The 19,616-nt window shown below is 35.0% G+C and carries 16 protein-coding genes; 2 read left to right on the top strand and 14 right to left on the bottom strand.

Annotated features, from left to right (window positions below; all coding sequences use genetic code 11):
- Nucleotides 1-137 precede the first annotated feature (137 nt).
- The 13 genes from ACPDG9_RS08900 to ACPDG9_RS08840 form a co-directional block, all read right to left on the bottom strand.
- Nucleotides 138-1,100, bottom strand: coding sequence for an ABC transporter ATP-binding protein (locus ACPDG9_RS08900; RefSeq protein WP_430527407.1), 963 nt, complete (start codon nt 1,098-1,100; stop codon nt 138-140).
- A 192-nt stretch (nt 1,101-1,292) separates the two neighbouring features.
- The gene (gene trxB / locus ACPDG9_RS08895; RefSeq protein ID WP_430527406.1) at nt 1,293-2,237 is read right to left on the bottom strand and encodes a thioredoxin-disulfide reductase; all 945 of its coding nucleotides are present in this window, start codon (nt 2,235-2,237) and stop codon (nt 1,293-1,295) included.
- 165 nt (nt 2,238-2,402) lie between these two features.
- Nucleotides 2,403-3,521 carry a hypothetical protein gene (locus ACPDG9_RS08890; RefSeq protein WP_430527405.1) on the bottom strand — a complete coding sequence of 373 codons (1,119 nt, stop codon included), beginning with the start codon at nt 3,519-3,521 and terminating at the stop codon, nt 2,403-2,405.
- A gap of 13 nt (nt 3,522-3,534) precedes the next feature.
- Complete coding sequence (locus ACPDG9_RS08885; protein WP_430527404.1) at nt 3,535-4,650, bottom strand: AraC family transcriptional regulator; 1,116 nt, start codon at nt 4,648-4,650, stop codon at nt 3,535-3,537.
- Between the two features lie 89 nt (nt 4,651-4,739).
- A complete protein-coding gene (locus ACPDG9_RS08880; protein WP_430527403.1) occupies nt 4,740-5,378 on the bottom strand; it encodes a helix-turn-helix domain-containing protein in 639 nt (212 codons plus the stop codon).
- Nucleotides 5,379-6,172: 794 nt separating this feature from the next.
- Nucleotides 6,173-6,814, bottom strand: coding sequence for a helix-turn-helix domain-containing protein (locus tag ACPDG9_RS08875; protein WP_430527402.1), 642 nt, complete (start codon nt 6,812-6,814; stop codon nt 6,173-6,175).
- 769 nt (nt 6,815-7,583) lie between these two features.
- Nucleotides 7,584-8,711: a helix-turn-helix domain-containing protein gene (locus tag ACPDG9_RS08870; protein WP_430527401.1), complete on the bottom strand. Its 1,128-nt coding sequence runs from the start codon at nt 8,709-8,711 to the stop codon at nt 7,584-7,586.
- A gap of 395 nt (nt 8,712-9,106) precedes the next feature.
- Nucleotides 9,107-11,071 carry an OmpA family protein gene (locus ACPDG9_RS08865; protein WP_430527400.1) on the bottom strand — a complete coding sequence of 655 codons (1,965 nt, stop codon included), beginning with the start codon at nt 11,069-11,071 and terminating at the stop codon, nt 9,107-9,109.
- Between the two features lie 13 nt (nt 11,072-11,084).
- Nucleotides 11,085-12,020, bottom strand: coding sequence for a PorP/SprF family type IX secretion system membrane protein (locus tag ACPDG9_RS08860; protein WP_430527424.1), 936 nt, complete (start codon nt 12,018-12,020; stop codon nt 11,085-11,087).
- Between the two features lie 4 nt (nt 12,021-12,024).
- A complete protein-coding gene (locus ACPDG9_RS08855) occupies nt 12,025-13,296 on the bottom strand; it encodes a gliding motility-associated C-terminal domain-containing protein (RefSeq protein ID WP_430527399.1) in 1,272 nt (423 codons plus the stop codon).
- Between the two features lie 11 nt (nt 13,297-13,307).
- Complete coding sequence (locus ACPDG9_RS08850) at nt 13,308-13,562, bottom strand: hypothetical protein (protein WP_430527398.1); 255 nt, start codon at nt 13,560-13,562, stop codon at nt 13,308-13,310.
- Between the two features lie 57 nt (nt 13,563-13,619).
- The gene (locus tag ACPDG9_RS08845) at nt 13,620-14,747 is read right to left on the bottom strand and encodes a hypothetical protein (RefSeq protein ID WP_430527397.1); all 1,128 of its coding nucleotides are present in this window, start codon (nt 14,745-14,747) and stop codon (nt 13,620-13,622) included.
- Nucleotides 14,748-15,362: 615 nt separating this feature from the next.
- A complete protein-coding gene (locus tag ACPDG9_RS08840) occupies nt 15,363-16,460 on the bottom strand; it encodes a helix-turn-helix domain-containing protein (RefSeq protein ID WP_430527396.1) in 1,098 nt (365 codons plus the stop codon).
- A gap of 1,169 nt (nt 16,461-17,629) precedes the next feature.
- Here ACPDG9_RS08840 and ACPDG9_RS08835 point away from each other — a divergent pair.
- Both ACPDG9_RS08835 and ACPDG9_RS08830 read left to right on the top strand, forming a co-directional pair.
- Complete coding sequence (locus ACPDG9_RS08835; RefSeq protein ID WP_430527395.1) at nt 17,630-18,214, top strand: Crp/Fnr family transcriptional regulator; 585 nt, start codon at nt 17,630-17,632, stop codon at nt 18,212-18,214.
- Nucleotides 18,215-18,275: 61 nt separating this feature from the next.
- On the top strand, nt 18,276-18,713 hold the full coding sequence (locus tag ACPDG9_RS08830) for a carboxymuconolactone decarboxylase family protein (RefSeq protein WP_430527394.1): 438 nt from the start codon (nt 18,276-18,278) through the stop codon (nt 18,711-18,713).
- Between the two features lie 78 nt (nt 18,714-18,791).
- Here the strand turns inward: ACPDG9_RS08830 and ACPDG9_RS08825 are convergent, their stop codons facing one another.
- Nucleotides 18,792-19,616, bottom strand: coding sequence for a hypothetical protein (locus ACPDG9_RS08825; protein WP_430527393.1), 825 nt, complete (start codon nt 19,614-19,616; stop codon nt 18,792-18,794).

The following is a 19,616-nucleotide window of genomic DNA, read 5'->3' as shown; positions in this document are numbered from 1 at the left end:
TGTTGAGGCCTTTTTGTGAGGCGCTTTTATACCTCACTGCGTTATTTACTATTTTTAATACTAAAGTTAATATTAAAAAAACGGTCAACCTTATTTAGGGATATCCAACACTCAGCAAACAACAAACAGCTCTATACTTACTGATATTTCTTCAAGGCTAATTTCACTTTTGTCCCTGCTTGTACTTCAACAGGATGATTAAAATAAAGTTCTCTATTGTTCTTAAATCGAGCCCAAACGAGGTAACCATCTCCACTAAAATAGCTTTGTTGTACTTCAACCTCTAATACGCCTTTTTGTTTTGAGATCATCAATTGGTGTGGATAAATCAACAAGACTTCGTCCTCTTTTGTATCTGGATTAAAATCGGACACATACAATTCGTTTACTTCTCCAAACAAGGTTGCAACATATTTATCGGAAGGGTATTCATATAGGTCTTGTGTATCGCCATAATCCACTACACGACCTTCTTTGAGTACGATAGTTTCATCGGCGAAGCTCAGCACATCCATACTGTCGTGTGTAGCGACAATAACGGTAATATTTTGTTCTTTTAAGTAGCTAAAAATTTTGCGTCTTAGTACACTTCTTCTTGCATAATCAATATGGCTGAAAGGTTCATCTAAAAGAAGAACTTCGGGTGCAACGGCTAAAGCACGTGCAATTGCAACGCGTTGTTGTTGACCTCCGCTTAGCAATTTCACTTTTACATCAGCAAAGTCGGTCATGTCGATTAGTTCTAACAACTCAGCAATTTTAGCTTTCTTTTTCTCTAAGTTAAAGTTAGAGAGGTATTTTCCTATATTCTCAGCCACGGAGGTATGAGGCATTAGATCAAAATCTTGGGCTAAGTAGCGCATATTGTCCATTCCTGGTACTAAATGATAAGCAGGGCCGAGTACTTGATTGTCCTTCCAAAAGATCTCACCTTGATCCAAATCGTGTAATCCGTAAATTAATTTTAAAAGCGTACTTTTTCCGCATCCACTTTCTCCTAATAGGGCTACGTGTTTTCCTTTTTCAATAACTAAGTCTATGGCGTCTATAACGGTATAATTGGCGGTATAACTAAACGATATATTTTTTACTAAAAGCATGTCGAGGTTTTAAAGTACAAAGATAAAAATATCTAATGATGCGCTCTATTAAAATCAAATATAAGGCATAAAAAAATGAGTGATAAAAAGGGATAAGACACAAGTGTCTTATCCCTAATTCATTATACTTATAACGTTTCTCATTATCTTCAACACCAAGGTGTTATTTTTTGAAGTGTAGAAGCGTTATTGTTATTCTTTTGAAGCTAGATAGCGTTCCGCATCTAAAGCAGCAATACACCCAGATCCCGCAGCTGTAATGGCTTGTCTGTAATCTTTATCTTGGACATCGCCACAAGCAAACACACCTTCTACATTTGTTTTGCTTGTTTTTCCTTCTGTGATTAGGTATCCTGTTTCGTCCATTGTCAACTGACCTTGGAAGATATCTGTATTGGGTTTATGTCCAATAGCTACGAAGAATCCAGTAGCAGGAATATCTGTTTCTACACCTGTATCGTTATTTTTTACTTTGATTCCCGTTACTACATTTCCGTCTCCTAGTACTTCAACCGTACTCGTATTCATCAAAATTTCTATATTTTCTGTGTTGCGTACTCGATCTTCCATAATTCTAGAAGCTCTGAATTTATCACTGCGAACCAACATCGTTACTTTTTTACAAAGTTTAGAAAGGTAATGCGCTTCTTCACAAGCTGAATCTCCCGCTCCTACAATAACAACTTCTTGGTTTCTATAGAAAAATCCATCACATACCGCACAAGCAGAAACACCACCTCCTAAGCTTAAATAGTGCTGTTCTGATGGTAATCCCAAATATTTAGCGGTTGCACCTGTAGAGATAATCACTGTATCGGCATGAACTTCTGTTGTTTCATTGACCCAAACTTTTTTTACTGCTTCACTTAAATCAACTTTTGTAACCCAGCCATCTCTTACGTCGGTTCCAAAGCGTTTTGCTTGAGCTTCTAATTGAAGCATCATCTCAGGTCCAGTAACACCGTCAGGATATCCAGGGAAGTTTTCGACATCATTTGTTGTTGTTAACTGTCCACCAGGTTGTAAACCTTGGTATAAAACAGGTGCCATATTTGCTCTAGCAGCATAAATTGCAGCCGTATATCCTGCAGGTCCTGATCCAATAATTAGACACTTTGTTCTTTCTATCGTTGACATAATACTTTTTTTAATAATTGTAAAAACAAAAATACCCTTTTTCCGTGCTTTTCAAAGCACTTTTATAAAGAAATAACTTATTTCTATATAAGGATTTTCTATTTCTTCAACTCTCCAACACGGAGGCTTGATATTTAAAAAGAACAACTCAAGTACGATACGATATCAAGCTTGCCTCCTTTTGATTAAAAAATCTTGAGTTCGCTTAAAGCTTTCATAGCTTCTAAATCCGCAAGCGAGAATAATATCCTCTTGTGTTTTTTGTTTGTTTACCAAAGAAGATTGTAAAGCCATGTATTCGAGATACCTACAGTGATTAATGTACTGCGAAAAGTTCATTTTATAAGTTGCGTTAATAAATTGAGACAGATAACTTCTATTTGTCATTAGGTCGTAAATCAAATCCGTTATTTTCAGATGCGGATTTAAATAAGGTTTCTTGTTAATGATGTATTGTTCAAATGCATTTTTATCAATGAACAATTCTTTTTCTTTTTTCTTTTCCAAATCAGTTGTGGTTATATTTTCTTCAAGTATATCTTCTGTTACGAGGGCGAAGTTTTCACAAAAAATATTATAGCAAAGACAAATAGCGAAGAACATGAACAAAAAATTGGGGATAACTTGTCCAAAGACTAGGTTTTCTTTTACCGCAGGAATAACATCGCGTAACATAGAGCCAGGCAACAATAGAAAACCAAGTACAAAAATAGGATACAGCCACAATAAAGAGTCTTGCTCTTCATTAGAAGAATAGTTGCTTATATTTTTTCGGTATTGTCTTAATCGAGCCAGAGAAAACAATAGATAGACAACATTGTACAGCGTCGCTATCAACGTATCCCCATAGGTTATAAAGAAGGAAAAAAAGATTTTTTCTAAGAATTGTACCTGAACAATTTCTTCCATTCCTTCTTGATTGTAATGAAAAACAAGGGTAATAAGAAAACAAGTTGCATAATTAAAATAGTTGAACTGTTCTACTTTTTTCAATCTTGTGAGTAAAAAAATGAAGTGATAAAATAAGATCGGCATGAGCAATGCAGAGAGAAATATCAATCCGTCTACATAAGGCCTATGCAGCAAGCTAAACACATCAAAAAAAGTTGTACTAAAGAAAAGGATACAAATCGCATAAAAAAAGAGTATAACTACAATTACCTTCTTCATACCTAGATCAGATACCGCTCTAGCTAACTTTAACCCGAGTAAGATAAGACACAAAAAAGAGGAGAACACAGAGGCAGAAAAAGAAAGCCCTACTAAAAGATTGTTGTAATCCATATTTTATACACCTTTAAAACTGTTGTCTTTTTTCTGCATTCTTCAAAGCACGTAAATAATGCCTATAGTCAGAAAAGCCTGCTTTGATCACTAGATTCTCAATGCTATTTTCTTTCTCTATTTGTTTCAAATACGCGACTTCTTTTAACCTCCAATCATTGATAAACTGGCTTACATTACAGTTGTATGTAATATTAATAAACTTCGAAACATAAGTTCGATTTACCCCTAAATGGCTGACGATAGTGTCCAATCTAAAATCCCTATCCGTATAAGGCTTACAATCAGTAAAATAGGTAACAATATCGTGTTGTGTCAATACATTATTTGCGTTTTCAATGGGATAAAAAAATGTTGTCTTTGATACATCAGGATACAATTCTCCCCCCTGATCCACACAAATTATTTGTCCAGAAGACAGCATAATATTATTCTTATACCTTTGAGGAATTCTCATGTTATTTTTCTCTTGAAGTAGACGAAACGCAACTACGACATGTTGAAAAAAGAGGACTAAAACAAGTAGACAATAAATCCAAACACTGCGATCATAAAAAAAAAGCAGGATAGTAAAGATTGTTTTCCCCAAAAGTAATAGGTGAATCCAATTGTATGGTTGCCCGTCTACGATCCATTTTTTTTGTTGATAGTTATACATTCGCCTCCAAAATAAAAAGGTGTAGTAAACGGTACTCGAAATAATGCAAATCCCCAGACTTTTAGCATATAGAAATTGATAATCTAATGTTGTAACTCCATTTGTTTTAGACAATATGAAGAACAAAACATAAGCTACAATTCCCATCAAAAAGGCTTGTTTATAATGAAACCTATGAGATGTTTTTTTTGTAGGCATAAAAAAGCAGACAAAATGATAAAAAAACACTTGAGATAGCATTACAAATAGCATCATCAAAGGAAGTATATGAATTCGAATGTCGAATTGATTATGCGTTAGTTTATCTAAAAACCAAAGCGCGATTAACATACTATAATACCCTCCCAAGGTCCGAAAAATAGGGATTTCTGTATGAGATAGGTTCTTAAAAAAAACCAGCAATAAAATAATCCCACCTGTCATGGAAGAAATCACGGGAATAGAAATTAAAATATACTTCAATAGTTCCATTTCTTTCTTGTTTATGTCTCTTGCACTTTTCTTTCTTCACTACTAGAATACCCTAATTATTCAACTACGATGCTTCTTGTTTATTCTCCTTAACAGGATAAGGATTCCTTCCACTGAAAAACTTCTATAATTTCCTCCATTTTCAACTCTATACAATCTGCTCCTTTCATCACTTTAAAATGCGTATGCTCTTCGGTAACCTCTACAATTTTATAGTATTGGAATCCTTTATTTTGGACAAAAAACACATAACATTGCTGTTCCTCAATCCGAGAGAGGTCAATTTTTTGACAAAATGCATAAATTAATTGCGGATGTTCCATATCCTCTATCGCGGTGTACAATTGAATAATAATATCAAAGCTCACACTTTTAGGGAGATAAACCTGTTTGAGCTTTTGCTGCTTGGTTTTGATACTCAAATAGTATTCCAAGTAATCATCAATGTAAATAATAGGAACATTGGCATAATATTTTTCAATGGCTTTATTGGGATAGTTTGAATAAAACAGCTCATTGAGATCAATTTGATGTTGTTTACACACCTCGATTATTTTTGCATAGCAAAGGGTATTTCTCTTTTTCCACGACGAAATTGTGTTGGGTTTAAGATCAAAAATTTGAGCTAATTTCTTACTTGACTTAACGCCTAATTGCACTTTGAGTTTTGTCAAAACATCGATTGAAGAACTCGTATTTTGATTTTCTTGTAGCACTTTATTTTTCATTGCTTAGTTTTACATTTATTAATAATAACTTCTTTTTTTAAGTGTCTTATCCTGTTTTAGTTGTTAGATAAATTGCCTAATTTCTCCTGAATAAGAGAACTTGTGATCGCATAAATAGAGGGGAAATTTCATTTCGCGATTCATTCCCTTCACCTAATGTTTCGCTCTATTGTCTTTATTTTTAAACATCGCGAATAAAAGATAGCATCAATAGCAAATACTTCTCCTTTTCTCTCCAAGCAAAGAAATCACACTCCATTCAAAGAGTGATAGGAAAGTGTAAAAACATGACAACAAAATCGTATTTATCTTTTTACTAGGTGTAAAACTTTTTACAAAAAACACACAACGACCTACAACACAATAAATTAATGTTTTTATTTTTCATAAAATCCTGCAAAGACAAATTATAAAATAACAATCTTCTTTTTTAAATAGATGTAGTTTCAAGCTCTATTCTATACTTTATTTCCCCTGTTTTTATCAATTAAAACAAATAAAGGAGGACCCTATGAGCTAGAAAAGAGCATGCTTGCCTTTTTTATTGCTCTTGCAAAAGAATCAATCTTACTTTTAGAAGAGCACGCCACACAGCATTGATCTTACAGAAACAGAAGAGTAATCCTAGAACCTCTAAAAAATTAAAAATTAGTACAACTTTTAAAAATATTTTGGTATAAAAAAAAGAAGAATTAAAATTCTTCTTTTTTACTAATTCACTGGATAGAGTAAATAATTATATCGAAATATCTGTAGGGGTTCTCCAATTCTTCCCAACAAAAAACTAAGTTCATTTAACATACTAGATAGTTGATGCAATGAAATATTTCTACAATTTCTTTCGTACTAATTCTAGTTATTTCTGCATTTTCTTTGTACAACCCCACCCTATTATTGACGTGATCAACCTCGACCACTTTAAATTTTTGAAATCCCTTATTTTTGAGTAGAAAAACATAGTTTTGATTAACTGTTATATCTAACTGTTTTGCTTTTTTACAAAAGGCATAAACGAGTTTAGCACTCCCTTGATCAAAAACTGTGGTATAAACTTGAATAACAATATCAAAGTTTACTTGTTTAGGCAAATAAATTTGTTTGAGCTTTTTAGGTTTGGATTGTATACTCAAGTAGTACTCCAGATAATCTTCAATGTAAAGAATAGGGATATTTTTGTAACTTTTATCAATAGATGTATTTTGATAATCGCTAAAAAACAATTCATTCAAGTCTAAGTTGTATTGATGACAGACGTCAATAACCTTGGCATAGCACATCGTATTTCTTTTTTTCCAAGAAGATATGGTATTGGGTTTTAGATTAAAAATAGCCGCTAACTCTTTGGCTGTTCTAACACCTAACAACACTTTCAACTTCGTCAAAACTTCTGCAGATGAAATTTGATTTTCCTGTTCTTCTAACGTTATTTTCCTCATAGTAATTATTTTTTATTCAAATCATTTTTAAAGTATGTTTACCTGGTTTATACAACGACTTTACAATCTTTGGCTATAGCCTACAAAACAGACGAACCACTAGGTCAGTTACTGTTGTAGAAATAGATAATAAGTAAGTTTACGCACAATGAAGTTTTACTCCATTGCCACAAAAGTGACGTATAGTAGGCGTTTTTCTTCGTTATTCGTAAGAAGTCAAAAAGAAGTTTGCCCATAAAAAAATGGGCAAAACTTCATGGAAACAACAGCTTAACTTTTCATTCTATCTTAGTAGTGTGTTCTTCACCTGAGTATCTAGCCCTTTCCTGTTTTTTCTACCTTCCTCACGTGATTTTCACTCACTCTTTCACCACTAACAAGTCATGCTTTTACCTATCAAGCATTACGATAGCTTGTCTCATGTGCACCTCCTACAATTCTATTTCATTCATTAAGCTCCTTGTTGTCTAGCCTTACTTTTTTCTGGCTATTCATTCACAAAAACAACATCAATCTCAACCCTTCATTGAGTCTGTAAAAAGGGGATAAACGTTTTAATTTCTTCCATTCAAAAAAAATACAGCAACACTATGATGTGAAAAAACTAACTCACTCAATACAAAATCAATTAAACTACATAAAAAAGTAGATCGACTCTTTTCTTTTTTCCCAAAAGCATTACTGTATCTTTATATTTTACTATTTTATTTATCCTCCTTTTACAAAGGTTACTTTTTCTAAAACTTACCTAATCATCAATCTTCATTTTTTAATCTTGACATTTTTTTAAATATTCAAAAGGCGTACAACCCAATACTTGTTTAAAGCTTTTAAAAAAAGAAGTTTTAGAATTAAATGCGCTTTCCAAAAACAAGTCATTCACACTTAATTTCTCTTTTTTATTACAGTTGTTGATATATTGAACGACGTGATCAATTCTCAATTTATTGATGTATTCTCTGAAATTCATCTGATGAATGACGTGAAAATATTGAGCTAAATAGTATCTAGATATTTTAGTACGGGCAGTTAAATCTGTCATTTTAAAATTGGCATCCAAAAAGGCCTTATTGTCAATAATAATGTCTTTAACTTTTAAGTTGCAGCGTTGTAAAACAATTTCATTTAGTTTTGTTTGTCCGTATTTACTGTACTCAAATTCCTTACCATCTTCGAAATCATCCTCACTATCATCTTCCCATTCTGCTTCTATCTGTTCAATTTCCTTTCTTTGATTTGCTAGAAATACCTGTTCATCCTCTATGTTTTTTCTGAGAAACACTAAAGAAACATACCAAAGAAAAAGAAATAACAAGCCAGATAACTTTACATCCTGTGATAGGATAAAAAAGAACAAGACTAAAATAAAACTTAGGCTTATATACACCCACCTACCTGAGTTTCTTTCTTTTTTTTGTAGTCCTTCACCTTGATTTTCTACGCTTATCTTTCCCCATTTCCTTCCTAAACGAATTCCGTAGTATATAGAGGAAAACGCCAAAACACCTCCTATAACTTCAGTTACATAAAGCAGGTCACTTGTCATAAAGCTAACAAAAGTACAACTGATGAATACACACATCATGCTGTAAAAATCGCCCAAAAACTTACTATCTTCTTGTTGGTGTACTTCGGTTCTCCAGGTTGCTAAAATCAGATTGACGTAAGGTCCGTAAAATAGAAACATCAATCCCCAAATTGGGAAATGAGTCATGTGATTGACGAACTTATTTTCTAAAACCAATAGGACCAGTTGAATAAGAACAAAATAAATAAACCAAGTACATGTTTTATAAACGATGCGTTTGTTGTTTAGTACGCACTTAAAGCAAGCTATAAGTATTTCGTAAAGAACGATTGGCAACAACACAATAAGAAATACATTTTGTAGGGGCATATTAACCGGATTTAAGACAAATAAATATTGCTTCTCAACTTATTGACATAAGTATAAAACTATCTTTTTCACATTCAATCTTACTGCAATCTCTCTACCATTTTTCCATTGATCTTTGAAATTTGTTTGTAGAAGATCGATATATTCAAAGAAGGAGGGGGCAAAAACAGTTCAAAAACTACGTTTAGGTTGATTCTAAACTACTTACTTCCTAAAAAAACAATCAACCCAACGTTATCCAAAACACATTAAACTTTTCATTCATTTACTTTTTGAACCTCTGTTTTTGCGACCTCCTAAAAAGGACTCCCTATACAAGGAGCACTCCTCCATTTAGCTGCTTTTTTACATCGTACAGCACGATGATATAAAAAAAATTGCTTTCTCTCTTTTTCCTATTTCTCTACAACAATAAACTCACTTCGGCGGTTTTCTTGGTGTTCTGCATCACTACAACGAACGCCATTGCTACAGCGATTTAAGAGTCTTGTTTCTCCATAGCCTCGCCCTGTTAATCGACTCGATTCGATTCCTTGTAAAATCATCCAATCCATCGTTGATTTAGCACGACGATCGGATAAGCTCAGATTGTAGGAGTCTTTTCCTTTGCTATCGGTATGTGAACGCACATCTACTTTCAGACTCGGGTATTTTTTCATTAGTTCTACAACCTTCATCAATTCAATCGAAGCGTCATAACGAATATCTGACTTATCAAAATCGAAGTAGATTGGCTTCAAGTTTAAGGTCTTGAATAAGTCATCGTTCACTTCAATGGGAATTTCCGTTTTTTCTAATTCAATATCTACCTTTTTTACTCCAGGGGAATTTTCGGTATTCAATACGGTTACTTCTGTTGGATTGTAGGAATCTACCTCTGCTTTAATGCGGTACTTAGTACCACAATCTAGAAGAGCACTCACGTAATATCCTTGGCTATTAGTACGCAGTGTTTCACTTTTCTGGTACACTGCATCAGAAATCACCACGAGCGCATTGGCTAAAGGAGCTTTGGTTTTCTTGTCAAAAACAATTCCTTCAATCGTTTGCTTGCACGGTTTCTCTACCCAAAAGTAGATATCATCTGCCCCTCTACCTCCTTCGCGATTAGAACTAACAAAACCTTTGTTTTCCTTAGCATCGAGGTAAAATCCAAAATCGTCCATGTTACTGTTGATCGGTTCACCCATATTAACCACCGGTCCTAAGCTACCATCAGGATACATTCGAGAAGTAAAAACATCTAATCCTCCTAAACCAGGATGTCCATCAGAAGAAAAAAACAACTGATTATCTGAAGAGATAAAAGGGAAGCTTTCTCGGCCTTCTGTATTGATATTCTTACCTAGATTTTCCACCACTCCATATCCTCCGTTTTCATATAAAGCAACGCGAAATAGATCTGATTGCCCTATACTTCCTTTGCGATCCGAAGCGAAATACAACCACTTCTCATCGGGTGTTAAAGCAGGATGGGCTGTATTAAAATCATCCGAGTTGATCGGCAATTCTACAATTTCTCCCCACTGCCCATCTGCTTGTTTTGATGCCTTATATATCTTAAGTAAAGAGGTATGCTCTTTATTTTGTTTACTCTTCCCATTGGAAGTTGCGTTATTTCGAGTAAAATACATAGTTTTACCATCTGAAGTGAAGATTGCTGTTGCCTCGTTGATGGCAGAATCTCCCATAGCTAAGCGAACGGGGTCACCAAACCCTTCCTTGTTCACTGGAGAGCTGTACAAGCTTGTGTAGCTTTCATTGGTCCAGGAATGAATAGCACGGCCTTTCTGGTTGGCTGTTGCTCGTGCAGAGGTAAAAACAAAACTGTTGCCTATAATTGTTCCTCCATAATCCGAATATTCGCTATTCAAATTCAAGGCCTTGATTTCATACCGATCCGAATGACGAGCAATAGTACGCAGGTAATCGCGGTTCTTGTTGAACAAGGCTGCTCGGGAGTCTGCTTTCTCCAAGTTGTAAAATTGATCCATCATTTCTTCAGACTTAGTATAGTCTTTCACGCCTTTAAGCGTTTGCGCATAGCGATAAAAATACTCGGAAGGCAATCGAGAGAGGTCTTTGTCTGAGTAATCTCCCTCAAAGAGTTCGCGATACCATTTGTGTGCTTCTATTAGTTTTCCATTGAAGTAATAAGCATCACCTAAATTTTGTAATAAAGAAGTATTCACATAGCCTTTATTCGCTAATCCTTCATATATCTCGATGGCATTGGCATAGGCTAATCGATCAAAATCTCGATCTCCTTGTTTTGCTTTACCCATTTGCCCATAACTCGTTGTAAATCCTCCTATAACTAGAAGAACAACGATTCCCCATTGCTGTATACTTTTCTTCATAACAATCCTTTTTTTAAAAGAACCTTGGCGCTGCTACGCGCTTAAAGCCATTAAACAAATTAAAGCGAAGGAAGACCTCGTGAGAACCAGAGTTGTAGCGAGCTAACTTGCTGGTTTCCGCATCATAGCTATAGCCGATCATAATATTTTCAGTCGCCTGAAAACCGACTAAGCCACTCACGGAAGAATCCCAGCGGTAAGCCGCTCCAACGGTAAATTTCTCTCTAAACATAAAATTCGCACTCAAATCTACCTGAAGCGGCGTTCCTTCTACCATCTTGACCATAGCCGCTGGTTTAAACTTCAAATTGTAAGTAAGATCAAACACATAGCCCCCTGTTACATACAAATGCATGCGTTGACGAAGGGTACTCAAATTGTTATCGTCATAACGAGACCGTGTTAATAAACTAGGTGCTGACAAGCCCACATAGGCTTTTTCTGAATATAAAAACAGACCTAAACCTAGATTAGGGCTAAACTTATTTTCTACATTGTCTGATACTACAGGATCGCTCTGATCGTAAATTGAGAGCTTGCTATAATCTACATTCAACAAATTACCCGATCCTTTTAATCCGAAGGCTAATTTGTATTCGGGATTCAACTCTACTGCGTAGGATAAATCAACAGACAAAGTGTTTTCATCCATCGCCCCTATTCGATCGTTGGTAAAGTTCACACCCAAACCTAAGCCCGAACGACCCAAAGGAGTATCCGCAGATAACGTTGCCGTTTTAGGCGCTCCTTCTAAGCCTACCCACTGGGTGCGATACAAACCGAAAATGGAAAACCCTTCACGACTACCAGCATAGGCAGGGTTGATATTGCTGTGATTGTACATATAATTCGTGTATTGCGGATCTTGTTGGGCATGCGTAGTGCTGGGGAAACAACCTAGTAACCCTAGGCTGATCCCAAAATATATCTTCTTTTTCAAAATAATCAGTTTTTTAATTCGTCTCTAAATGCAGGTAACCCGACGTTTTTATTGTACGAGAACTATTCAAATCACTCTTCTCATACGTCAAAATATAGAAGTACGTGCCTGTTGGAAGTTTCTCCTTTTTCTTAACCGTTGCACGTCCGTCGGAATACCCTCTAAACACATTGTCTGAGCTGCCGTAGTTAGTCGTCTCATAAACCTTTACGCCCCAGCGGTTGTAAATCTCCATCCGGTTGTTCGGGTACTTTTGAAGGTTGTCGATCAAAAAGTAATCGTTCTTCCCATCACCATCAGGCGTAACTAAATTGTAAACCATCAAATCGTTAGCGGTTGAATGAGCATCCACCTTGGCTAAGGTAAAATAGCCGTAGCCTCTTACGCGAACAGGGGTGGTAACTTCTCGCGTATCTACGGAAACAATACCCCCTTCATCCACCCACATCCCTTCTTTTTCATCCCAACGTACAATGTGTAAACGATCCTCTGGGTCTTTCAAGAGTTCTGACAACGTGGTTCGATCATCCCAACCCAAGCTCAACATAATATCCCCACTACTACTCGATGGCTTTTCCAACTGCCAATATTCTCGGGTATTGAGCAGGAGAATTGAAGGACTAGTTGCCCTGTGATTTTTAAAAAATTCATGGTCTTCCAAAACATATTTACTTTGGTAGAGCTCTTTCTCATTAGGTGGTGAAGAGATACGAGCAGGACGATAGATCCCTTGATCGCCGATTGGATAGGTAAAAGGATCTTTACCGAGCTTCTCTACATAACCATCCGCATGACTCTGATCACTAGGTTGAAGTGCTTTCGCTCCTGGATGGAACGTCAACATACCTATCAGGGAATCAACCTGTACAATTCCATCTTGGAAGTCAACACTTCCCTTGATATTCATCTCGTTTTTCAAATCGAACCCCATATCCGGCGTTGGATTATTCAAAGTAACCCGATAAAACTCTGAGGGTTTAGACCCTGAGATTTGCTGCTGTTTGGGATCTCCATCTAAAGGCATAAATACCGCATGAGCTGTAGTCACCCCTGTACTAGGATAGTATAAATTATCATTGTTAAAATTACGGTAATAATACGTAGCCCCATCACTTTGGACAACACCTGTACTCGTGTTGTCAAAATCATAACTCGTACTCACCACAGCATCTTTGCTGATGCTTAAGGTACCTTGGTTTACTAAGGTGTTTTGGTACGGAGCCTGCCCAAAACTAGGCAGTGCTCCAACCAAAAAACACACAAATAATTCTATCTTCTTTTTCATCGCTTATTTTATTATTTTTCAAAAATTTGCATTGCAAATGTGGAACCTAAACTTAAATAAAAAACATTCATCCCTCTTCTAAAGTATCCATCTGTACTTCCAAAGTTTCTATTAAAATTACTAGCTCTCGGTCTCACTTTAACTTCTAACTTGTTATTTGTTGGCGTTAAAACTAAATTAGTAGGAAATACAACTATTCCAAAAAAAGGTTCCGTCTTGACATTCGTTCCATACACATACCCGCCCATAGAAAAATATCTTGGCACAAAGCTTTTCACCAATACATTATTGACATAGATATTCACTTCTACTAATGATTCTACTTAAACATTAGCTAAATAAGTGCCAATAGTTGTTACATGTCCAACAATACTCATTTCCAAATTTAGGTATTTTGTTGAGGCAGGCTTGTTACTAACAATCGGAAAATACACCGTAAATATTGGTTCAAAGGTTGCATTTGTGATAAAATTTGAACTTCCAGTACTTTGTGCAACCATTCTATCATACGTCCAACTTTTCGATGAAAAAAGCCCTTGAGATAGTAACACAACACTTGTTAAATCATACGTCTCAGGCTTTGGTATATTAAAAGTAGTTCCCGTATGCGGTATAGGAATTCCGCTGCTATCAATTTCTTTCTCATTGTAATAAGTCAACGTTCCATTATTGTTGTTCACCAACTTAGTCACCGTTTCTCTGTTTCGAACTACATTAGTTAGGTTGACCTCATGTCGCTCTCCTTCAGAATCAACGTACTCCAATATTTCTCCGTCATAATACACATTTCCACCAATCGTAATGATGTACTGATTGAGTATCTCTTGTACTGTGGTATTCGCAATGATTTCCTCAAAGCTGTTGATTACATCAGCGGGTACATCAATGACTACGGAAACACCCGCCTCGTTTTTGTAGGTATATTTACCATTACTTGAAGGATCTTTGACCATTGTGGTGATCGTTTCATGAGCTCTAATGAAGGCTTCTATATCAAGAGGAACCTTTACCCCTGCTTCGTTTGTATATGTAAAAGATGTCCCATCATAATACACATTTCCTCCTACAGTCTGAAAAATCTGTTGAATCTCTTCTATAACCGTCTCATTAGTAATAATTTCTTTAAAATTATTAATAACGGTACTCGTAACATCTACATCTGGTACAATGCGCAACCACTTCTTTTCCCCTGTATTCCAATAATAAAAACCAGGAACAACATCCCCCTGCGCTTTATTGGCATACACCAACAAACTCTCAATATTTCCATTGACAATAGTTGTTTGATCTGTTGTACTTTTCAAGGCAATATTGGGAATTAACAACCCTTTATCCTTTGATACCATAGTAAGTTCTGCCGATTTATTTGGGATTGTTGTCCCAATTCCAACCTGTGAATACGTTGTCGTTGCTAACAACAGAACACCGATAACTAGTAGCTTTCTTTTCATAATTGTCGATTTAATTCTATACTTTCTTTATTTTACTTGTAGTAAATTAAAAGTTCTATATTCGTGTTTTTCTCTATCCCATTGCGTCTTTATTCTCAGTTCAAGACGCTTTGTCATTTTAAGAATAACAATAGATTTTCAAACTTAATCAACCAAAAAGTTAAAAAAAGAATCAAAAAACCAATAAATCATCATTAAAAGAAATTGATACATGGTTTAACTTTTATTTAAAAAACAATAAAAAACAACTTTATTAAAAAGAGGCTACCACTTCCGCTCAGCACTGTACTAGTCTGTATACGACTAAGCTATTTTTGTTTCATTTTTACATATCTTTTATTTATCAATCGCCAATAACTCCCCCGTTTAACTATTTTCTTTTATTTTCACCTTCCTAACCTTGTGCTACCTTCCTTTTATGTAACCTCTTATTAACTTTTTTAAAATCCCTTAGCTTCATTTCTCAACATGCTACCCAACTTTTCCCTTTTGGATCAACTGTGATATTTACCAAAAACAAGAAAAATAGTAGCTGAAACTTGGTTTAAATAAAAAAGGGGATGGCTTGCGATGTATCGTTTACATCTTTGGTCAAACGATTCGCTAAAACGGAGATTAGTCATTTAAAAGTTCAGATGGAGCAAACCCATAAAAATAAACAAACGCACGATAAAAGGACAAACGCGTATTAAAACCACACACAAAGGTTAATTCCTCTACGGTAATGTTCTTTTCTCTTTCTCGTATGACATTAATGGCGTACTCCACCTTCAGCCGATTGATATATTGTTTAAAACTCATGGACTCCGAGTTTTTAAAATAATCATTTAATTTTGCTTTATTCAGTTGAGTCAAATCCGCTAGCTTACTAAGTGTAAGATTATGATCTAAAAAAAGTTCTGTATCTATGAGATTTACGTACAGCAATTGTTTCACTACTTTGGAATCAATTGCAAAAGAGTCAGAGACAGGTTGTCTTGGGGAGGGCTTTTTTAATTTTTTTTCCTCTTGCTTTGCAATCGATTTTGCCAAAATAATATTCGTTTCTTGAAAGTACTTCCATTTCATTTTTTTTGAGCTTCGGTTTAACTTTTCCTCTTTGATAGCAAGCCATATCGTACATTCATAGCAAAAAGAGAGAAAAAGAACACTAAAGCTAAACAAGAGAAAAAGCTCATTTACATCTACAACGTATTGAATGCCATCGAGTAAAAGAATACTTAAAAAAAAGGTTGCCAAAAATAGTAAGACTACATAGCATAAAATAGCCACTTCTTGGTCTTTCGTTTTCATTTTTTTGTTGATGTAGTGTAAGTAGCCGTAACTACCAAAACCTAAACAACTTAAAAAATTTATTTTCAATGCAATTTCTTCCACTTGTTCTAGGTGACTTGGAACATAAATAAACACACCTACACTTCCAAGAACTAAGGCTAGCAACAACAAGAGAAAAAAGAGGTAATAGCGCCCATACGTTTGTCTTTCGACGGTTAACAAGACGAGCAAAGGACTCCAAATCATCCCCACAATACTGCCTACTGGGATATCATATGTTTCTTTATAACGTGAAAAGCCATAGACTAGTAGAGAAGATAGCGCAAGTATCCCGCAGATAAAACTTATAGTTGTGCGTAAAGAAGTATACCTTTTACAAAGGTTAAACACCAAAAAATAACCAACAAAACTAAAAACAACATAAACGATCAAATTCATAACATAAAAGGGATATATTTTATTTTTTCGGTGCACTGCTCTTGTTGCTTGTGATACACTCCGTCTTCTCACAAGAAATAGACAACCACAAGACAAGTGTATTTGCTACAATACGCCTCAAGGTATGACACATTTCTACTTCTACTTTCCGCTTTTAAACTTGAGTAAAAAAAAAAGCTGTATCAAATGCTTTAGAATGAGTGTCTATTCTTGAGCGTTTCAGGGTTTTGTTTTTTTTTCACCTGATTCGAAATACCTTGAAAAAGAGTTAATATCGATATAAAAAGTAAAATACACTTTATCCCGATAAACAAATAACTCAACTGATTGGTATATCCTTCGCTACAAAAAGTAAGAAGTATCAACTCAATATTGATCAATAAAAAATAGAAAAATAGAAAGCAATTGACAAAGTATACGTAACTTCTAATTTCACTAATTAAAACTGAAAAACGCTTAAAGTAAAAAACGAACAATAAACCATACATGATCGAATAAAAATTAAACAGAAAGAAAATCGTACTTTTTTTATCTTCAAATACTAGCTCAAATAAAAGTAAATTAAATCCTATTACAATCAACTTATACACTTCATTTTTCAATGTTTTGTTGATTAACTTTGAGGCAAAGGCAATCAAAATACTGTTGATTACAATAATAAAAATAGTTGAATTTACTTGAAGTATGATGGGCCGAAAAAGAAAAACACACAATACAATTAAAACCGTAAGGAGACCAAAAAAAACAAGTTCTCCTTTATCTTCACTTCTAGCAACATGTAAGTCTTTAAATTCCATAATTTATTATTCTTGTGTCAAAATTTTATTTTACCACGCTAAACATTTCATAATTTTAGACTAAAACAACTAAAAAAGTCACAAAACAATAAAATCAAAAAGATAAATTTAAATAAACCATAATCTATGCTCAAACATAAAAAAAGAAGAAAAAAGTACAACTAATGTGCAAAAAAATAGTTTTAATCATCTAAAAAATAATTAACATGGACATATTTTAACCACCCAATTAGAGTTAACAAGGATAAAAAGTAAAAAGAACAATATATTATAAGTTTATTTTAACAAAAAAAGATTGAGTACATCCTCTTTTTCCTGTCAGCTAGATAAATTACCTATCTTTAACTTACGTTACTGCTAAATTGTTAGGTTATGAAAAACAACATGGATTTAATTCATCATATTGAACGATTCACTAGAACTTTAGATACGAAAGAAAGGGAATCTATACCGACTTATTTTATTTTCGAAAAGGTACCTAAGAAGGGAATTATCCAAAAAGCAGATACACCTTGTGATGTTTTGTGTTTTGTTCTTCAAGGCTGTTTAAGAAGTTACTATATCAAGCGCAATGGTTTAGAGCAAACGGTAGATTTTGCTATTGAGCACTGGTGGTTGACTGACTTTTTATCTTTTGAACAACAAAAAACGAGTAGTTTTTACATACAAGCAACAGAGCCAACAGCAATACTTCGCATAACCACTCCTAATTTTACAGCACTATTACTTGCGCATCCCATTATGGAAAAATACTTTCGCTCTATTTTTCAAAAGGCTTACGGTGCGGCTCAATATCGATTGATGTATCTGTATGAATTGAGTCGAGAAGAACTCTACTTCCACTTTGAAGCACAATTTCCTGAATTTATACAGCGTATCCCTCAATATCTGATTGCTTCCTATTTGGGTTTTAGTCCTGAATATCTCAGTGAAATTAAGAAGAAGCGATTTTCTTAAACCTGTTGAAGTTTTCTCTGTTTAGCAAGTAGTAAGTTTGACCTTACTAAAAAAGAACAAGATGTCAACTAGAAAACCTATTTACAGTTCAGATCCCCAAGCTTATGATGGGATGCTCGCTTTGGAGAACTACCTCAACACCTCCTTGCTCACCAACACGCATAAAGAACTCATAAAAATTAGAGCCTCACAATTAAATGGTTGTGGTTATTGCTTAGCTATTCACAGCAAGGATGCTTTGGCTTATGGAGAGGATCCACGTCGTTTATTTGTTCTCGCTGGTTGGAGAGAAACGACGCTATTTACAGCAGAGGAAGAAGTAATTCTTGCCATGACGGAAGCTGTTACCTTTATTCATCAGGGAGGAATTGACGATGCGCTTTATGCAAAAGCAACAGCGCTTTTTGACGAAAAGTATCTCGCCCAATTATTGATGTGTATGGTGACCATCAATGCTTGGAATCGAATTGCTGTTGCTACAAACTTAAAAGCCCAATAACAACTCCACGTAATCCAAACAAAAAAAGCTTGAGCATATACTCAAGCTTTTTTCGTTTAGAGCCAAGAAAATGGAAAACTACAAATCGAAACTATATTTCAATTTAATTCCCAAAGTAAACAGACGCAATTTATACGATTCCTGTTCTCCTCCCAATACGCTATTGATTTTCTCTCCATTTTTATACGTCAATAACGCTGTGTTTTCTTTGTTTGTTCCTCCTAAATCACAGTCGCCATAAATACCTATATACAGCGATTGATCTTCAGATAAAGTATATTTTACGCCTACTTCACCAAGCACAAAAAAACCGTTGTTTAACTTGAGTTTTTCCTCTTCGCTTTTATCGCCTAGTTTTCCAAAGCCCACTCCTTTGGGTCCAAACAATTCAGCATCCCACTGGGGGTAGTATCCACTTGTTTGCAAATCTTCTAGGTTGCGTTTAGAATTCGCTTTAAAATACAACTGGTATTTCAATCCTACAGCAGCGTACAAACGAAGGTTTTCACTTCCCAATGTTGGTCCTTCATACTGTATTTTTAGGGGAATACTCAAATAATTCCCCTTGAGATCTTCTTTGAATTTCGCCATAGCATAGCGAAATTCAAAAGCATCTCCTTGTCCGTCAATAGACGAAATAGCTCCTTTGTAATTATTCAGTTCTTTCGTCACACTGTACGCTCCAAACTCCAATCCTGCTCCAAAGGAGAGATTGTCCTTGATAGGATGCAAGTAAAGTGCAGAAAATCCAAATGTTTGTCCATCACTAAGACTCATGCTTGGTTTTTTACTTCCTGTTAAACCTCCTAAAACAGCGAATTCTATTTCTTGTCCCATGACCTTGGTTGTGCTTACTCCTAGGAGTAAACAAACAACCAAGCTTGTTATTTTTATTGTTTTCAT

The sequence above is a fragment of the Myroides sp. C6-3 genome (assembly GCF_050522425.1).
Taxonomy (GTDB): domain Bacteria; phylum Bacteroidota; class Bacteroidia; order Flavobacteriales; family Flavobacteriaceae; genus Flavobacterium.
The sequence above is the reverse complement of the archived record's forward strand: the minus strand, read 5'-3'. Positions and strand labels throughout refer to the sequence as shown.